The 15,751-nt window shown below is 50.5% G+C and carries 13 protein-coding genes; 3 read left to right on the top strand and 10 right to left on the bottom strand.

Going from position 1 to position 15,751, the window contains the following annotated elements:
- Positions 1 to 66: 66 nt before the first annotated feature.
- From B5X72_RS09130 to B5X72_RS09145, 4 genes are all read right to left on the bottom strand, one after another.
- Positions 67 to 1,971, bottom strand: coding sequence for a RagB/SusD family nutrient uptake outer membrane protein (locus B5X72_RS09130; protein ID WP_079716579.1), 1,905 nt, complete (start codon positions 1,969 to 1,971; stop codon positions 67 to 69).
- Between the two features lie 6 nt (positions 1,972 to 1,977).
- Positions 1,978 to 5,334 (bottom strand): SusC/RagA family TonB-linked outer membrane protein, encoded by a 3,357-nt coding sequence (locus tag B5X72_RS09135; protein ID WP_176146145.1) that lies wholly within the window; start codon positions 5,332 to 5,334, stop codon positions 1,978 to 1,980.
- A gap of 216 nt (positions 5,335 to 5,550) precedes the next feature.
- The gene (locus B5X72_RS09140; RefSeq protein WP_176146146.1) at positions 5,551 to 6,714 is read right to left on the bottom strand and encodes a FecR family protein; all 1,164 of its coding nucleotides are present in this window, start codon (positions 6,712 to 6,714) and stop codon (positions 5,551 to 5,553) included.
- Between the two features lie 137 nt (positions 6,715 to 6,851).
- Positions 6,852 to 7,439 (bottom strand): RNA polymerase sigma factor, encoded by a 588-nt coding sequence (locus tag B5X72_RS09145; RefSeq protein WP_079716582.1) that lies wholly within the window; start codon positions 7,437 to 7,439, stop codon positions 6,852 to 6,854.
- Between the two features lie 187 nt (positions 7,440 to 7,626).
- On the opposite strand from B5X72_RS09145, the gene B5X72_RS09150 reads away from it, so the two are divergent.
- Positions 7,627 to 7,983 carry a winged helix-turn-helix transcriptional regulator gene (locus B5X72_RS09150; RefSeq protein WP_079716583.1) on the top strand — a complete coding sequence of 119 codons (357 nt, stop codon included), beginning with the start codon at positions 7,627 to 7,629 and terminating at the stop codon, positions 7,981 to 7,983.
- Positions 7,984 to 7,996: 13 nt separating this feature from the next.
- Here the strand turns inward: B5X72_RS09150 and B5X72_RS09155 are convergent, their stop codons facing one another.
- From B5X72_RS09155 to B5X72_RS09170, 4 genes are all read right to left on the bottom strand, one after another.
- Complete coding sequence (locus tag B5X72_RS09155; RefSeq protein ID WP_176146147.1) at positions 7,997 to 8,356, bottom strand: response regulator transcription factor; 360 nt, start codon at positions 8,354 to 8,356, stop codon at positions 7,997 to 7,999.
- A gap of 18 nt (positions 8,357 to 8,374) precedes the next feature.
- Positions 8,375 to 9,514 carry a PAS domain-containing sensor histidine kinase gene (locus tag B5X72_RS09160; protein ID WP_176146148.1) on the bottom strand — a complete coding sequence of 380 codons (1,140 nt, stop codon included), beginning with the start codon at positions 9,512 to 9,514 and terminating at the stop codon, positions 8,375 to 8,377.
- A gap of 201 nt (positions 9,515 to 9,715) precedes the next feature.
- Positions 9,716 to 10,249: a hypothetical protein gene (locus B5X72_RS09165; protein WP_139378622.1), complete on the bottom strand. Its 534-nt coding sequence runs from the start codon at positions 10,247 to 10,249 to the stop codon at positions 9,716 to 9,718.
- A 21-nt stretch (positions 10,250 to 10,270) separates the two neighbouring features.
- On the bottom strand, positions 10,271 to 11,452 hold the full coding sequence (locus tag B5X72_RS09170) for a hypothetical protein (protein WP_079716587.1): 1,182 nt from the start codon (positions 11,450 to 11,452) through the stop codon (positions 10,271 to 10,273).
- 161 nt (positions 11,453 to 11,613) lie between these two features.
- Here B5X72_RS09170 and B5X72_RS09175 point away from each other — a divergent pair, with 161 nt between their 5' ends.
- The gene (locus B5X72_RS09175; RefSeq protein ID WP_079716588.1) at positions 11,614 to 13,542 is read left to right on the top strand and encodes a tetratricopeptide repeat-containing sensor histidine kinase; all 1,929 of its coding nucleotides are present in this window, start codon (positions 11,614 to 11,616) and stop codon (positions 13,540 to 13,542) included.
- Positions 13,520 to 14,131, top strand: coding sequence for a response regulator (locus B5X72_RS09180; RefSeq protein WP_079716589.1), 612 nt, complete (start codon positions 13,520 to 13,522; stop codon positions 14,129 to 14,131). The genes B5X72_RS09175 and B5X72_RS09180 overlap by 23 nt, the downstream gene beginning before the upstream one ends.
- Positions 14,132 to 14,266: 135 nt before the next feature.
- Here B5X72_RS09180 and B5X72_RS09185 read toward each other — a convergent pair whose 3' ends face one another.
- Both B5X72_RS09185 and B5X72_RS09190 read right to left on the bottom strand, forming a co-directional pair.
- Positions 14,267 to 14,878 carry an IMPACT family protein gene (locus B5X72_RS09185; RefSeq protein ID WP_079716590.1) on the bottom strand — a complete coding sequence of 204 codons (612 nt, stop codon included), beginning with the start codon at positions 14,876 to 14,878 and terminating at the stop codon, positions 14,267 to 14,269.
- Positions 14,875 to 15,735 (bottom strand): EamA family transporter, encoded by an 861-nt coding sequence (locus B5X72_RS09190; RefSeq protein ID WP_079716591.1) that lies wholly within the window; start codon positions 15,733 to 15,735, stop codon positions 14,875 to 14,877. Before B5X72_RS09190 ends, B5X72_RS09185 begins: the two co-directional genes overlap by 4 nt.
- Positions 15,736 to 15,751: the final 16 nt, after the last annotated feature.

The following is a 15,751-nucleotide window of genomic DNA, read 5'->3' on the forward strand; positions in this document are numbered from 1 at the left end:
CCGATTAACGATTTACATTTCATATTCAATAGTTTTTTAATATTCAAACCTTTATATTGTCGTATCTCAATAGCCCGGGTTTTGTATAAGATTCGGGTTTCTACTGATTTGGTCCACCGGTATTTGTAAGTAATACCAAGTTTCCAGAAACACCCGCTCGGCATTGCCGAGTTCCACGCCCTTCACGTCGAAAAACCATTTGTCTTCCGTCGGCAGATAGAACGCAAGCGCTCCCTTCAGTTTACGCACGGGATTATCTGGAAACAGGTCAGTAAACACGCGCCAGCGTACTTGGTCCCAATATGCCTTGCTCTCGAATGCCAGTTCCTTTTTCCGCTCGCGGCGTATCGTTTCACGGTTCAGCGCGGCTTGCGTCGTCATGAGGTCAGCCCCTGCCCGCCGACGGATCTGTTGGATGATATCATATGCCTCACCGAGGTAGTTACCCCCGTCATGTCCCAGCTCATGCAACTCGTACGCGGCCTCTGCTCGTGTCAGCAGGACTTCTGCATAGCGCATATCCACCCAATCCGATTCCGACCGGAAATTATCGACTTCCGCCGCAGGGATTGTGGGATCCATCAGCTTGCGGAGCAGGAATCCCGTCCGTGAGCCCCTGTTTTCGCTGCTGAACGCACCACTGAGCCCCGCGGCGCGCATGGTCTGCCCGTTGGGCAACGTATAATAGCGTTGTTCAATATCGCTGATCGAAGTCAGGAGATGACTATTGGATTGATAAAGGCTGAAGTTATCGTTGATATCATACAGTTTTGTTAAGCCATCTGCCGGGTAACTTCCTGTGTAAATGCCGCGATAGATTTCGATGACCGATCCTTTGTATACATCCCCCGGCAGCAATACCGTTGCGCGGAGCCGGGGTTCCGCATGCTGGAATGGCCCCATCGTGTTGTCATACAAGATATATTTGTTGTTTTGATCAACGAAATCACCGATCCCGTCGAATTCGCGGACCAAGTCGTAAGAAGGCGTAAGGCCTCCCGAAAGCCCGCCGTTGGTTAACTGCAACGGTCCGTAGATGGCATCCCATGAATGGGTCAGCTCGGGATAACGGAAGTACCGCACATAGATGGACTCCGAGTTGGGCACCTTATGGTGGATGTTGAGAAAGTTCTGGTATTGCGCTTCGGCATTCCCCTCCTGCCAATCATCGAAATAAAGCCGGTAGCCCCCTTCATCGACCATCTTGGCGGCTTCATAGGCCCACTGATAATACGAAGCGGCACGCGCCTTCGGAATCCCGCAGACCAAGGCACTGCCATTGCGGGTATCCTCCAGCCGGATGGTACTGAAATTGGCAATCGACGCTGCATACAGCATCGCCTGCGCCTTGTAAGCAGCGGCGGCATACTTGTTGAAGCGGCCATCCACCGACGTTTCATACATGTTGTCTATGGCATATTGAAAATCAGCTTCGATGGCGTCCCACACTTCTTCTTCTGAATTCCTTGGAAGTGCAGCAAGCTCAAAGTCGTCGATAACCTCGTTGACAATGGGGATGCCGCCGTACCGCTTCGCCATGGTCGCGTAGGCAAATGCCCGGATCATGCGGGCCTCGCCCAGCCAGTGCTGGACATCCCGCTCGTCATGATGGTCGGCGTATTCCATCAACGTCCGGATAAATACATTCACATCCCTCAGCAGTGCATACCCTTCCTGGAACCAGTGAGCCGCAGGGCGCATTTGCGTGTCGCGGCCGACTGCTTCCCCCGTGATACCTGCCACATTGTGGGTGACCCGTTCATTGTTCCATGCCCTGTTGTGGGAATATCGGAAATCCTCCAAAGGCAATGCAGCATACATCCTTGCGAAATAAGCGGTGATACCATTCCTCGTGGTAAATACATCTTCATCCCGCAAAAGATTAACCGGCGGTATATCCAAATTTGTGCACGAAACAAGAAAAAAGCTGGCTGATAAGAAAATCAGCAGTTTACGATGGTAATTTCTCATGTTAGTTTAGAATTTACAGGAAAGACTGATGTTGTAAGTTTTATTTAACGGGTACATGTAGCCGCCTTGGCTCTCCGGGTGCTCAGGATCGACGAAACTCACTGGGGAAAACGTCAGCAAGTTATACCCTCCTATCGAAAACCTGGCATTGCGGATGCCTATCCAGCGGATTACCGTGCTCGGAAGCGTATAGCCGAGCTCTACATTCTTCAAGCGGATGTACCGGTTGCTATATACACTGAATTCTGACTCCCTTCCCGGATAAGGTGAGCCCGGCATGGGATACCTTCCTGCAATGTACTCCGTTCGTTGATCATAAGGTTCAGCAGTAGGATCTACCGGACGCCATCGATCGAGAAACCGATCCAGCGTATTGTCATACCCTGACCATAGTGGCTGCCGCAGAATTTCATTGTAATATACATGCGATAAAGCAGCGCCCTGCCATAGCATAAAAAAGTCAAAGCCCTGATATGATAGGCTGGCTGTAAGCCCGAAGTTCAACAACGGCGCAGCACTGAATCCCATGGGACGCATATCCAGATCATCGATAACCCCATCGCCATTCCAGTCTACGTGATAGTAGTTTCCTGGAAGTTCGCTCCGGCTCGTATAAACCGGAAATTCGGCAATCTCCGAAAAGCTCTGGTATTGCCCTCCGGCTTCCAAGCCCCACCAAATACCCTTGTATCGATGCTGGGTGTTGTTTCTCCAATTGTGATAGTGACTCCGGTCAGCTGCACGCTCCACATGCATATCACGTAGCCTGGTCAATGCGATATTGCCCCCCACAGTGTACTTTACATTGCCCATCGAGCTGCGATGGTTTATCACCAGCTCATACCCATCATTCCGGTCGGAGTTGAGATTTTCCTGTGGAAATTCAGCGCCGATCATCCCGGGTATTGCCCCCTGCCGGGTAGCAAACATGCCGGTACGATTCCGTCTGAACACATCAAACGTAACGCCGAGCAAGCCGTCCCAGAGCGCCATGTCGAATCCGGCGTTGAACGTTTCGGATTCGAACCACGTGATGTTATAGTTGGGGATTCCGGTACTTGCAGCACCGTTCACGTAATTGCCGCCGAAGAAAGCCGCACCAACCGGATAATTATACCCGCTGACAAACTGGTAATTGATGCCCGAATCGTCGCCCATGACCCCGTAAGAACCCCGTATTTTCAATTCGCTGATTACGTTTAGGAACGAGTTTTTCCAAAAGTTCTCCTCTGAAATACGGTAACCTACGGAAGCGGCCGGAAACAACCCCCACCGGCTATTGGTCGGGAATCTGGAAGAACCGTCCACCCGGAACGCCCCTTCGACCAGGTATTTGCCTCGGTAATCATAATTCAGACGGCCAATGAACGATTCGTACGCGTAATCATACCGCAAGGATGGATCCATGCTTCCCTGCTGATTATCGGCGTCACCGGCAAATAACTCATCAATATCCAGTCTCAGTTGCCGCGACGCATAAAAACCGTCACCTTGTTGCCGGCGGCCTTCATGTACCACCACGGCATTGACATGGTGTGCATTGTTGAACGTATTGGTATAACCGAGTGAAAACCGGTAAAGGGACGAAAGTTGTTCATTAAAATCCCTTCGGATTGAACTTGGAGACTGGTGTATAAAAGGCGAATACGTACCCGACGATTCATCGTAACGGTACTGTTCATACGACCGTGAAAAATTTTTCTCCTCGTTCAGGCTATAATCATAGCTATAAAACACCTCCGCACTCAATCCTTTCAGAAACGGCGCATCGTATTTTAAAGATGCTGACGACTGGAACACCCTGTTTTGATACCGAATGTACCCCACGTAATCACTGTCGATCCACGCTACGGGATTATTGGCCTCTGAGATCGTGGTTTGGTAATAATACGGCATCGTACCATTGGCGTAGATCGGATCGATTGCGATCTGGCGCCAAGTTGCCCGGATAATCCGGTCGCTGCTAAATTGCGTCCGGTTTCGTTGATCGGTGATGGCGCTTGTCTTCAGATCAAATGTAAGGTCATCGGTAAGCTTGGACGTGAGGTTTGCCCGCAGATTAAACTTATCATAATTAAACCCGCGATCACTGTTGAAAAAGCTCTCCTGAAACTGATACCCGATGCTCGTAAAATACCTAGTCCGGTCGTTTCCATTGGAGATACTCAGGTTGTGCTGCCCTTGTGGGGCATGATTCCGCATGACGGCGCTGTTCCAATCGGTCGACTGCAGCTCACCGGAGAGAAAAGCATCGATCAACTCTTGAGAATAACGCCAAGTTCCGGCACCATCTACGCGATTCATGTCAAGCTCATTGGCTAAACGCATATAATCGACAGCACCGACGGTACGCGGTAAGCCTGAGGGCGCTTGTAAAATCATACTGCCACTGTAATCAATATTGAACGCGTTATCTGCGGCGCCGGTCTTGGTGGTCACCAGCACCACGCCGTTAGCAGCCTGGACCCCGTAAATCGCGGCAGAAGCGTCTTTCAAGATTGATATGCTCTCGATATCGTTTGGATCCAGCTTCTCAATGTTATTCCGGGGTACGCCATCGATGATAACCAATGGACTCCCCATACCACGGATGTCCATCGATGTGCCGAATAATCCAGGTTCGCTGTTCTGCTGCCTTACCCGTAGACCGGGAACGCGGCCGGTCAGTGCATTGAGTACATTCTCGTTCTTCGTCTGCACGATCTCGGCTTGCTGTATCGTCGCCACCGCTCCGGTAACGGTAGCGCGCTTTTGAGTGCCGTACCCCACGACAACGACTTCCGACAGATCCATCGCTTCAGGAACAAGAAAGATATCGGCCTCCTCACTACTGACGGCCAGTTCCCTGGTCTGGTAACCGGTGAACGAAATCACCAGGATTGCATCTTTTGGCAGTTGCAGAAACGAAAAACTTCCGTCTTCCGAAGCAACCGTAATCCGATCGGTGCCTTTCAGGCGGACCGTAGCACCTTCCAAAGGATTGCCGTGTTCGTCGAGCACCTTTCCCCTGAAGGGAAGTTGGAGAACGTCGGTACTCCTTGGCGGTATCGTTTTAGCACGATGCGCCTTTCTGGCGCTTGTCACTAAAATGGTATTATCCTGTATACTGTAGGCCAATCCGCGTGCGTCCAGCAGCTTGCTAAGCATCTGGTTCAATTCGCCCCGGCCCTGTATGGTTACTTTTTCCTCCGACATCGCCTCTCCATCCAAAAACAGGAAATTATAACCCGTTTGATTGCGGATTGATTCGAATATGGTTTCAAGGGAGACATTCCTGGCATTAAGCGAGACGGTCTGGCCGAATGTTGTTGCCGCACGCAGCTGTATGCATGATACGACCGTGAGCATCGCAATTAACTTCATGATGAATAGTGTTTTTCCTAACGCTTTTTTGTACGGTTTAAATAAATTCATCTTAAATTTGTAAAGGTTATACTATATAACTCTCCAACCCGGCATCCTCTTTCGCACTTTGTGATACGGGTTGAGTAATATCCTGTCCGTCCAGAATCTGATTCAGGGCGGGCTTTTTTTTGTCACTTTCTTATTTTATCATCGTTATTTTTTTTGGGGTTATCACTACTTGTTTTGTTGTTCTCGTTTTCCGCGCCTTACATAAAGTATCCGGTCCTCGATGTCAACGGTAACCTCGCCAACCTCTTCCAACATGGCCAACACCCGGTGAATCGGCAGGTCTCGCGACACGTACCCCGTCAACCGGCGGTTTTGGATGGATTCGGCAAACTGCACCTCTACATCATACCATCTGGACACCTGTTTCATCACGCCATGAATGTCCAGCCCTTTGAAACGGAACAGGCCGTTTTTCCAGGCCACAGCCTCCAGCGTATCGGTAGCCCCTACCTGTACCCGTGTCGAGCCATGATGCAAGACCGCTTCTTGCAGGGGACGCACCACATATTCCTGTGTGCCAACGTGCACATGTATGCTTCCTTCCAGCAGGGTCGTACGTGTTGTCGCTTCGTCTTCATAAGCATTGATATTAAACTGCGTCCCAAGCACTTCCACAGACTGGTGCTTGGTTCGCACCATAAAGGGTATGCGCCGGTTGTTTGCATCTGTCTGTTTGGCGACATCGAAATAGGCCTCACCGCTCAACGCCACGGCGCGGCCAGTTTCCGTGAACGAGGAAGGAAAACGTAAGGAAGAACCCGCGTTGAGCCACACCAGCGTTCCGTCTGGCAACCGAACTTTATACTTTCCGCCGTTTGGTACCTGAATGGTGTTCCAATCTGCACTGTCACCGTCAAGCTCGGCCCCTACCGGTCGGCCGTTGGCATACTGTAGTTGTTCACCTTCAACGACAAGCGTTTCCTGATCAGAAGCCAATTCAACCGTCTTGCCGCTGGAAAGGGTTAGGTAGGCCCGATCTTTCCCTGGGACGATAGCCTCCATCACTGCGGCGTTTCCCTCCGGCGTTTCTACCGCTTCTCTTTTGATGAGCTGATAGCTAACGCCAATGGCCAACAACAACGCTGCAGCAACGGCACCACGCCGGATATAACGGACAGCCGCGCTACGCCTGCTTACATCGCGCATCAGACGCCCGCGCAAGCGAGCCTGTAGTGACTCGGCATCTCGGTCTTCGCCAGGCCATGATTGGGCCCCTTCATTTCCTTCAAGGAACCAATTGTCCAGTTGCTTCATCTCGCCCTCCGAAATATTTCCCGCCGCCCACTTTCTGGCCAGTTCTTCAATCCTTTTATTCTCCGGATCGCTCATATGCATGCTTATATAAGTGTAGTGCGCAAAACAGCCGCACCACCCTTGGTCTGCCTATATTTTTTTTTGCCAGCTTGATGTTATGTGGATAATTTCAACCGGGCTCGTGATAAGTCCAATAAAGCCCAATAAAGGAACTACCGAATGAAGATGATGAACAGCGAAACAAGATGGGATAGCGAAACACGTAGTTTCCGCAATGCATTACTCAGGTGACCTTCCACCGTTTTTGGCGAAACGCGGAGATGTCTGGCAATCTGCTGGATGGAAAACCCATCTTCACGGCTGAGCTTGAATACCAGCTGGCACTTATCCGGCAAGGCTGCCACGGCATGTTCAATACGTTGCTGGCATTCTTTAAAACGGATGAGATCGCTTGCTCGGTCTGGAGCAGCCACGCCTGTTTGTTCCAGCTCCAATGTTTCGAGTTGAAGGATGCTTGGACTTTTTTTAGCCTTTGCCAGATGGGCAAAGATCTTATACTTCGCGATGGCGAAAAGATAATGCGCCAATGACGTTTTTATCACCAGTCGGTGGCGTGATTTCCAAAGATCGAAAAACACGTCATTCACGATCTCTTCCACTACCTCCGGAGCCTTGAGCTTGGCCAATGAAATAAGCAACAGCCTTTCCCAATAACGATTATATAGCTCGGCCAACGCCCTTGAATCATCGTTCCTTAACGCCGCTATCAGATCGAGGTCGCTTTGTTCGGTATAAGTCATATGCCACAACAGTCAGCGCAAACCTACTTTAGCAATAAAAATCTTTTGTTAAACCAGCATTAATCTTCGGTTGCTGCCACACAGACGTGCTTCTCCGAGCAAAGGCTATCATAGATCACTTACCTGTAAGACGGGGATAAATTTATCCCCTATTGTGTGTTTTTGAACGTAAGTATAATTTTGTGTCATGTATGAAAGAAAGATTTTACCGAACCTGAATTGTGGGCTTGACCTGGTGGGTGAGGTGTTATATGGTAAATGGAAAATGCGTTTACTTTGGTTTATCAATGAAGGCCATCAGCGCCCGAGCGAGCTGCAACGTAAAATTCCGGACGCAACAAGGCGCGTACTTAATATTCAACTAAAAGAGTTGGAAGAACACGAACTGATTAGCAAGGAAATATATCCCGTTGTTCCCCCCAAGGTAGAATATCATCTGACCGCTTTCGGCAGGACGTTAATCCCTGTTATCGGCGTCATCGGAAAATGGGGGGAAGAACACGAGGAAAAACTACAATCCGTAATCATGAAACGATATGAATGACCTTTTTTAACACTTACTGCAATTGCCGCTTGACGTGGTTCATCAGTTCATCAATATGAAAAGGCTTTTTTATGAAGCCTTCCGCATTGCAGCCGTTCTGAATATTTTCGAAATGGGCAGATATAAGCAAGATAGGGGTATGGCTGGTTTTCTCTCTTTTCCTCAATTTACAGCAAATTTCATAACCGTCGCCGTCAGGGAGCATAATATCCAACAAGTATAGATCGGCATGGAGCTGTTCCATCTCCCGCTCAAAAGGAACAGCCCTATCGAACAGTTTGACCTCGATATTTTCCTCGGTAAGCAGGTATTCAAGAAGTTCACCGATAGCAACGTCGTCTTCCAATACAACGACGGTTTTTTTTGTTGACATATTCATTGACAATAAAAATTAGGAATTAGATACATGAGCTAATGGAAGGGTAAAATAAAATTCTGTGTACGAGCCCGGCTCACTTTTTACCCCAATTTGCCCACCATGGCGCTCAATGATCGCTTTACAGAGGTATAGTCCAAGGCCGAGCCCCTGGATTTTCTCCACCCCTTCTGCACGGTAAAAGCGGGTAAACAGTTTCAATTGCTGGTCTGCGGTTAGCCCAATACCACTATCCAGGACAGAAAGCGTGACGGATGAGGGGCTGCGATGCAACCGGATGTGCACCATATCGGAAAAAGGAGAATATTTAACGGCGTTGCTGAGCAAATTGATAAGTACCTGCTCTATCCGTTGTTTATCGGCATAAATATATACCTCCGACTCAAGGCTCTCCAAATGAAACGTATGCGACGGAAAAGTATAGGTACAGACATTTATCGTATCTGCGACAAGTCTACCAAGACCGAACATTTCCTTATTTAACAGGAGCTTGTCTGCTCCAATTCTGACGACATCCAGAAGCTGTCCGACCAAAGTTTCAAGTTTTTCCACTTGGTCCGTTGCTTTGCTTATAAACTTTTGTGTTATGGGCTCTTGTGTCTTTTTAGCGATGATCTGGAGGTAGCCATATATCGAGGTCAGCGGCGTCTTTAGTTCATGGCTGGCCAGTGCGATAAATTTGTCTTTATGTGCGATGGCTGCCCGAAGTTCGTTCAGTAACTGGTTTGCCTGATGACGCGCATTGACTTCTACGGAAATATCCCTGGCGATTTTGGATGCGCCGATAATTCTCCCGTCACCATCCTTTATCGGTGATATCGTAAGCGAAATGGGTATACGCGTACCCGCTTTGTTTACCCGGATTGTTTGAAAATGATCGACCTTTTTACCTTTCCTAATCTGCCTTAGAATGTGATCTTCTTCCTTCCGCCGTTCTTTGGGTATCAGGATGGTAATCGGTTTGCCGATCACTTCTGCCTCACGATAACCGAAAATGCCCTCCGCACCGCGGTTCCAACTGGTGATGATCCCTTTTAAATCTTTACTGATAATGGCATCATCGGATGATTCGATAATTGCCGAAAGAAAAGCCTGCCGACTTTCCATCGTCTCGAATGTCTGCCAAACACTGTTATTTGCGTCATTTGTGCCCATAATTGGTACCACCCAAACTAAATCGATAAGACAACAGCACGACCCTACATTTTGTTTAAACAAACTTTTTGCAAGATCGCCGTCAACCGGTACCATGCGGAATACAAATGGCATCGGTGACAAAGGCCGTCACCGACACCAATATTGACAATATCGAGTTTTCCCTGTACCAAACAAACCACGGAAGCGGTTATCGGTGGCTCATAGCTTGAACGTTATCCCGGCATTGAGGACGGACACGCCGAACCCTAATTCGGTGTACAGACCGATGTTGTTGCTGAAAAACCAGCGGCCGCCCAAGTAGGCGGAGAATCCCAGGCCGCTGCCGTACGTGTTGGGGCCGTCGTAGCCCTCAGCTTTATAACTCGCGATATTATAAGCCAGCATCAGACCGCCGTAGACATCAAGATTAGGTACATTTTCAAACCCGTTGTAATGATAGGCGCTCCGGGCACCAACCACGGTATAGTTCCACCGTTGGGTATAGCCCGAACTGCGGTACCGGTATCCGGTATTGCCGATGTATCCGCCCAGGCTGATAACGCCCGGTCCGCCGACCTCCCAATTGCCGTATTCATACGACACACTGACAGCCGGCCTTGCGTTGCCCAGGCCGCCCAGGTTGGTTCCGAAACCGACACCGGCGTTGACCGCGCTGGTACCTTTTTGAAACGATTGCGCATACGCCCCCGTTGCCATCAGGGCAACACTAAGGATTAAAATTGTTTTCTTCATTTTGGGTTATTTATTTATCTCTTAATTAGCAGCATACAGAATATTCGGTCCCTGTTCGTAAAAACGGTCGCCCACATAGGAGTTATACAGTCCCCTCCAATCACCGGCTGCTGGAACCGTGGCATTGCCATCGCCATTGGTATCGCCCCCGTGGGCATCGTCTTTGATCGAGGTGAATATGGACGTGGAATGGAACTGTACATTCCGGGCATCATGCCGGGATATGCCGGAGCTTGTACCCATGAATTTGACCACGACACCCGGTCCAACGATGATAATTTTTTCGTTATAGGTTTGTATCCATTCACTAACTACGTACGGCACTTCGGTATGAAGCCAGGATGCCGTACCATTTGCGGCACTTCCGTCTGTTACATAAATACCATTGAGCGTGTTGGTTTCAGACGGATTCTCAGGATTGTGAAATACATTGCTGGGATCCAGCGTATACCGGATGCTCATATAAAGAGGTTTACCATTGTCATAAAAAGCGTTATTGGTAAATTTAGATACCGTTGGGTCGACCATCAGGCCGCCCGCATAAAACGCCGTGGAATTGTGGAATGACGCAGCGATGTTGGAGAAGGTATGGGCAAACCGGCAGTGATCAAAGGTGAAGGAAGCCGCCGTCCCTCCTATATTCACGGCGTTATAGTACCCACCGGAGTTCTGCCCGGCATAGAAGAAATCGCAAAACAGAAAGCTGTTGTTGGTGCCTCCGGTAATGTTGATTCCCCGCCAGTCTCCTTTTTCCGCTTTCGTGGCCGCACCATCGCCGTTGGAATCGCCACAGTAGCGGTCGTCCGCAAACGATGTGAACACGATGCGCTGATTGGCGGTTCCCTCTGCAATGATGTTGCCATCGATGACATCCAGCCGGGCGTCTTTGAGCTTGATGGTAACACCAGGCTCAATCGTCAAAGGCGCCCGCACGGAGATATTCCGTCCCACGATGACGTATACATGGCCCCTGCTCCAGACGGTGGGCTCGGTGATGTTGCTTTCTACCATCACCACATCGCAATGCTGCAATGCGGTGTCATCTTCATCCGGTTGAATGTCGTTTTTCTTACAAGACACCAGTGATAAGACCAGGGCCAGGAGTGCAGCCATTAACGTTTTCAACTGCCGGATGGCCCCGTCCTGACGGTGCCCAAAAAGGGTTATTGCAGCAGTCGCTTTTTTAGTGTACGTTGTTTTCATAACTTTAGTCATTTAAAAATTCCGTTATACTTGAGACATCAAACCATCAGTTGGTCCGACAGGCCAAAGGTAGCGTGGCAGCAAACTGCAAACACCCCCCTAAAGGGGGTTTTTATCACCGTGGCCGGGAAGTACTTTTGTCATGGAAAAATTAACCGCTTATGAAAAGAATACCCTTCTTTTGTCTCACCCTTCTACCACTGGCAGCAGGCCAGCCAGCGGACTCCCTGGAGCGGGAAGTAAAGAAAGGTGGGCTGACCGATACGGAAAAGATAACGATATACGATGATCTGAGCTGGGCTTACATGGACAGCGACATGCGGAAATCGGTCGATTTCAGCGCGCAAGGGCTGGCGCTCGCCAAACGAACCGGAAACGACCGGATGGTAGCCGTCTTCCACCGCAATATGGGCGTGGCGTATTACATGGGGTCGGTTTATGATTCGGCGGCCATCCATCTGGATAAGGCGATTCCCATCATACAGCGGATTGGCGACGATAGGCTGGAAGCCGTGGTCCATTCGGCCTACGGCAACCTATACAAAGTACAGGGCCTGTACAACGAAGCGCTGGACAACTATTTGAAGGCCGCAGCCTACTTTGAGCAGCAAGATAGCCCAAGGGAGCTGGGCAAGTTGTATTCCAACATTGGCGGCGTTTACCAGGTCATGATCAATTATGACCACGCCATGCGTTACTTTGAGAAAGCGCAAAAACTGGCCGAGCAGACCGGTGATCAGGAAGGGCTGGCCAGCGTGTACACCTCGCTGAGCGATATCCATTTGTATAAGGGAACGGATAAGCTGCAGTCGTTGCATTATGCACAAGAGGCGGTAAGGCTATACCAGGAAACGGGCAATAAGTTCAGTGAAAACATGGCCTTGCAGACCGTGGCCAAAGTACATTATTACCATGATGATTACTCAGCGGCCATGCCCATCGCTGAAGCGGCTTTACGGCAGGCGGAGGACCTTGGGTTTCCCAGCCTCATCGCCCATGCATTGATTATCGTATCCAATATCCACTACCATCAGGAGCAATATGCGCAATCTGCAACGACAGCCCGGCAAGTGCTGGAGCATGACTCAACCAACATCAACGTTCTGAGGAACGTGTACGCCAACCTGACGCGGGCTCACGCTTACCTCGGGCAGCCCGATTTCACGGCAAACTACCTGGATCGCTACCGCGAAGTGATGGATCGGTATGCCACCGAAACCTACCAGCAGGCGTTGTCGGCGATGGAAGTGAAATACGAAACAGAAAAGAAAGAACTGAAAATCGAGACGCTTGAAAAACAACGTCGGCTCTATACATGGCTGGGCGTGGCTGGCAGCATCATCTTCGTCTTAGCCTTGGCGTTTGCGGCCCTCCGGTACCGACTCGCCGTTAGCCGGCAGAAGCTGGCCGAACAGGAAACCATGCGCTTGCAGCAGGAAAAACAGCTGATTGCGGTGCAGGCGGCATTGGACGGCGAAGCGGCCGAACGCAGCCGGCTGGCAAGGGATTTGCACGACGGGCTGGGCAGCATGTTGTCTGTCGTCAAATTCACCCTGCCGCAAATGAAAAGTGGCGGGGTGCTGGAAGCAGTCGAAGTATCGCGCTTCCAAAAGGCGCTGGGCATGCTGGACGATTCCATCCGGGAGCTGCGCCGCATTGCCCATCATATGATGCCGGAATCGCTGGTACGCTACGGGCTGAAAGCGTCGTTATCAGACTTCTGTGAGGCCATTCCGACCGTCGACTTCCACTATTTCGGGAATGAAGCGCGGTTGCCGGAAAAGCTGGAAATCCTGGTCTACCGCTGCATTCATGAGCTGGTCAATAATGCGCTCAAGCACGCGCGGGCTACCCGCATTAATGTACAGCTGGTGCAAGAACCAAACCGGATATCGTTTACCGTGCAGGATGATGGCGTCGGCTTCGATCCCGGCACCGTAACCGAAGGCACGGGGCTGCAGAACATCCGGCAACGAGTGACCGCTTTTCAAGGGACAATGAACATTTATTCTTCGAAACAAGGTACTGAAATCCACGTGGAGCTCGAACTCACAACAAACGAACAAGATGATAAAAGTAGCGATAGTTGACGACCATAAGATATTGACCGAGGGGCTCCAGGGACTGATTGCTGAGTCAGGCATAGCCACCGTTGCCGGCGTGGCGCACAGCGCGGCGGCATGCCGCCTTTCCATCGGTTTCTGGAAACCGGATGTCGTGCTGCTGGACGTGGGCTTGCCGGATGGTAGCGGCATCGACCTGTGCAAGGAGCTGAAAACGCAGTTTCCCGGCATGAAGATACTGGCCCTGACCACACACAACGAATACACCGTTGTGCGGCAGATGCTGGACAACGGCGCATCGGGTTATCTGATAAAGAATGCCATGGCCGACGAAGTGCTGGCCGGAATACAAGCCGTTGCCGCGGGAAAAACCTTCCTCTGCCATGAAATTGACCTATTGATGAAGCGGCCGCAGGAAAAAAACATCTGGCTAAGCCAGCGCGAACGTGAGCTCCTGCGCCTGGTAACCGAAGGGTTGACCAATGCCGAAATTGCTGAGAAAATCTTTTTAAGTCCCGAAACCATCAAAGGTTACCGCAAAAATCTGTTACTGAAACTGGGGGCACGGAATACCGCGGTACTGGTAAAGATGGCCCTCGAACAGAAGTTAATCTGATCCCGCCCTGTGGCACAGAAATTCCACCGTGCCCCGGGCGCACTCCTACCCTATCCGCCGGCTTGCGGATAAGCATCTGGATCTCAACAACGCGATATACGGATTAACTCATGGATTGTGCCAAGACCTGCACCATCAGTTGACAAAAAGCACTTCAATATGTTGCATGTTTTCCAGCCTGCCCAGTACCTTTTCAACCTGCCGTCGCCTCACGGCTACGTCCATGGTGCAACGGTTATCAAAATCCTGCTTCAATACGCCCAACTCTTCCTCTTTCACGATACGCATCACCTCATTCATTTGCTCGTAACTGAACGATATGCGGTACACGTCTTTCACAGTGAGCTCCACGATATCGGCCGCACCCAACGCTTCCTGCGTGGCGGTCTTATACGCGTTGATAAGCCCCGGAACGCCCAACAGCGTACCGCCGAAATAACGGACGACCACCACGAGGATGTTGGTTATATCGTGCGACAGTAGCACGTTCAGTATCGGGCGCCCTGCTGTTCCGGACGGCTCGCCATCGTCATTGATACGGAAAACGGAACGGTCCGGCGTGAGCCTGTAAGCCCAACAGTGGTGCCTGGCCTTCGGATGCTGAGCTTTCAGGGAAGCGACCAGATCCTTTACCTCCGTCTCGCGTCGCAACGGATAGGCATACGCGATGAATTTACTTCCTTTTTCTCTGAATACGCCTTCTGCCGGGGCGGCTATCGTCTTATATGTGTCGTCAAACAGATTCACGAATAGGCAATGATAAAAACGGATACAACGGCCAAAAGTACCCCTATTTTATTGATCCGCGATAATTTTTCCTGGAAAAAAACCAAGCCGACAAGCGCGCCGAGTGCGATGACCCCCACGTTCATGCCCGTGAATACGGTGGACGGATTTTCGGGCAACGCCCGGTGGGCCATCATATAAAACAAAAAATTGCCGAGATTGAACGCACCCAGCACCAAGCCCCAGTATACGGCATGCATGGAAAAACGCCCCTTACCTTGTAAAATAACGATCAGGTAGCCGAAGGCAACCAGCATCGCCAGGCAGAAGATGACAAACAACGAAACGGTATACGGCGTGCCCGTATGCTGAGCAATGATCTTTAACAGGATATCGACCAAGCCATAACCGAAAAAAACGGATAGCGGATAAAGCCACACCCGGTGGTTGAGACCGTATTGGTTACTTCCCCGGTGCCAGCCGATGCTGCATAAAATGCCTACGAACCCTACAGCAACACCGATGAGCTTGCCGGTGTCGGGGGCTTCACGGAACAGCCAAAACGCAGCCAGCAATGAAATAAACAGCGAAAGCCGCTGCGCAACTTCCGTACGGACAATGCCGGTGTGCCGGATGGATGCGCTGAGCAGCACGAAAATACCCGGAAGCAGTACGGCCAGCGACAAATAAATGCCTACCGGAGCCTCCGTGATAACAACGTCACTGAAATCGGGCCGCAGCACGGCCCAGCTCCCCAAAACAGTAACCGGATAATTCCAGACAATAATCTGCCGGGTATCCACATGGTGCCGCCTGGCCAGCTTGAGAATGACAGAGACGGTAACACTACACACCACACTAAGCAATACGTATACCATATACCTGAGGTTTGTG

This window comes from Parapedobacter luteus (assembly GCF_900168055.1).
Classification (GTDB): Bacteria; Bacteroidota; Bacteroidia; order Sphingobacteriales; family Sphingobacteriaceae; genus Parapedobacter; species Parapedobacter luteus.

Excerpts from the sequence above, each read along its gene's own strand:
- B5X72_RS09130 (WP_079716579.1), bottom strand. The coding sequence starts at position 1,971 with ATGAGAAATTACCATCGTAAACTGCTGATTTTCTTATCAGCCAGCTTT.
- B5X72_RS09135 (WP_176146145.1), bottom strand. The coding sequence starts at position 5,334 with ATGAAGTTAATTGCGATGCTCACGGTCGTATCATGCATACAGCTGCGT.
- B5X72_RS09140 (WP_176146146.1), bottom strand. The coding sequence starts at position 6,714 with ATGAGCGATCCGGAGAATAAAAGGATTGAAGAACTGGCCAGAAAGTGG.
- B5X72_RS09145 (WP_079716582.1), bottom strand. The coding sequence starts at position 7,439 with ATGACTTATACCGAACAAAGCGACCTCGATCTGATAGCGGCGTTAAGG.
- B5X72_RS09150 (WP_079716583.1), top strand. The coding sequence starts at position 7,627 with ATGTATGAAAGAAAGATTTTACCGAACCTGAATTGTGGGCTTGACCTG.
- B5X72_RS09155 (WP_176146147.1), bottom strand. The coding sequence starts at position 8,356 with ATGTCAACAAAAAAAACCGTCGTTGTATTGGAAGACGACGTTGCTATC.
- B5X72_RS09160 (WP_176146148.1), bottom strand. The coding sequence starts at position 9,514 with ATGGGCACAAATGACGCAAATAACAGTGTTTGGCAGACATTCGAGACG.
- B5X72_RS09165 (WP_139378622.1), bottom strand. The coding sequence starts at position 10,249 with ATGAAGAAAACAATTTTAATCCTTAGTGTTGCCCTGATGGCAACGGGG.
- B5X72_RS09170 (WP_079716587.1), bottom strand. The coding sequence starts at position 11,452 with ATGAAAACAACGTACACTAAAAAAGCGACTGCTGCAATAACCCTTTTT.
- B5X72_RS09175 (WP_079716588.1), top strand. The coding sequence starts at position 11,614 with ATGAAAAGAATACCCTTCTTTTGTCTCACCCTTCTACCACTGGCAGCA.
- B5X72_RS09180 (WP_079716589.1), top strand. The coding sequence starts at position 13,520 with ATGATAAAAGTAGCGATAGTTGACGACCATAAGATATTGACCGAGGGG.
- B5X72_RS09190 (WP_079716591.1), bottom strand. The coding sequence starts at position 15,735 with ATGGTATACGTATTGCTTAGTGTGGTGTGTAGTGTTACCGTCTCTGTC.